2 protein-coding genes and 1 pseudogene are annotated in these 1,317 nt (G+C 68.3%); all 3 read left to right on the top strand.

The genetic code is table 11. The annotated features are described in order from the left end of the window. Positions 1 to 136, top strand: a pseudogene (locus tag B0W88_RS33320) (protease HtpX); the annotation flags it as partial. 49 nt (positions 137 to 185) lie between these two features. Beyond that, positions 186 to 530 (top strand): hypothetical protein, encoded by a 345-nt coding sequence (locus B0W88_RS31765; RefSeq protein WP_077038408.1) that lies wholly within the window; start codon positions 186 to 188, stop codon positions 528 to 530. 107 nt (positions 531 to 637) lie between these two features. After that, positions 638 to 1,317 (top strand): head GIN domain-containing protein (locus B0W88_RS31760; protein WP_077038407.1); only part of this gene is annotated, 680 nt, incomplete at its 3' end.

Raw genomic sequence — 1,317 nt, 5'->3', positions numbered from 1 at the left:
CGCTGCCGAGCGCCACCCCGAGACGGCGCAGATGATGATCATGAACCCGCTGTCCGGCGGCGGCCTGCGCGGCCTGTTCAGCACCCATCCGTCCACCGAGGAGCGGATCGAGCGGCTGATGGCCATGGCGCGTTGATGCGCTGCTAACGCTCAAGCTCGACGGCCCCTTGGCCGATACTTGCAGGATGACCAAGACTGCGCTCGTCCTGCTTCTTCTCTTGCCGCTGGCCGCTTGCGACCAACTCGGCATCGAGGATCCGGCCAAGGTCGCCGCCGCCAAGGAGGCCGACGGCAAGGCCATCGGCAGCGCCTGCCGCCACGCCAACCGCGCCATCGAGGACTGCTACACGCTGAACCCCAAGGCCCAGCGCGCAGCCGTCTTCGCCGGCTGGAAGGAGATGGACGCCTATATGCGCGAGAACAAGATCGAGGGCATTGCCCCGGTGGTGCCGCGGCCGTCCATGGTCAAGCCCGCCGCGTCGAATCCCGACGCCGAGGATGATGCCAAGCCGGCGCCGAAGGGGCACTGAAAAAGCGCAGTCCAGGCCCTGATTCCTGCACCCTGTCGTTTCCCGCTTCGCCGGGCGCCGCGCCGCCGGCACGATGGAGGCTCCAAAGACATGAACCGGAGCCTGACATGAACAAGAACCGCCGCTTCCTCGCCCTCGCTGCCGTGGGCCTGGCCGTCGCCGCCAGCGCCAATGCCTGGTCCATCAACTTCGGTGGCAGCGAGGAGCGCGTCAAGGGCAGCGGAGATATCGGCAGCGAGGTGCGCGACGTCGGCGCCTTCGACGGCGTCTCCACCGCCGGCGACTTCAAGATCCTGATCCGCCAGGCGGCCACGAACCGGGTCGAGCTGAAGATCGACAAGAACCTGCTGCAATACATCGAGACCCGCGTCGTCGAAGGCAGCAAGGGCCGCACGCTGGAGCTGAGCACCCGCCGCGGCGTGAGCCTGAGCACGCGCAACACGCCCGAGCTGATCCTGGACATGCCCTCGCTTCGCTCGATCTCGCTGGCCGGCTCGGGCGATGTGAAGGTGGCGGCGATGAAGACGCCGGAGGTCAGCGCCAGCATCGCCGGCTCCGGCAACATCGTCTTCGACAAGCTCGACAGCGAGAAGCTGGGCGTCAAGGTCTCCGGCAGCGGCGACGTGACCGCCGCCGGCCGCGCCACCACCCTCAACGTGACCATCGCCGGCTCCGGCGACGTGAAGACCAAGGCGCTGGCGGCCGACGAGGTGAAGGTCAGCATCGCCGGCAGCGGCGACGCCGCGGTGCAGGCGGTGAAATCCCTGCGCGTGTCCATCGCCGGCTC

The organism is Pelomonas sp. KK5, from assembly GCF_001984095.1.
Lineage (GTDB): Bacteria > Pseudomonadota > Gammaproteobacteria > Burkholderiales > Burkholderiaceae_C > KK5.
The sequence above is the reverse complement of the archived record's forward strand: the minus strand, read 5'-3'. Positions and strand labels throughout refer to the sequence as shown.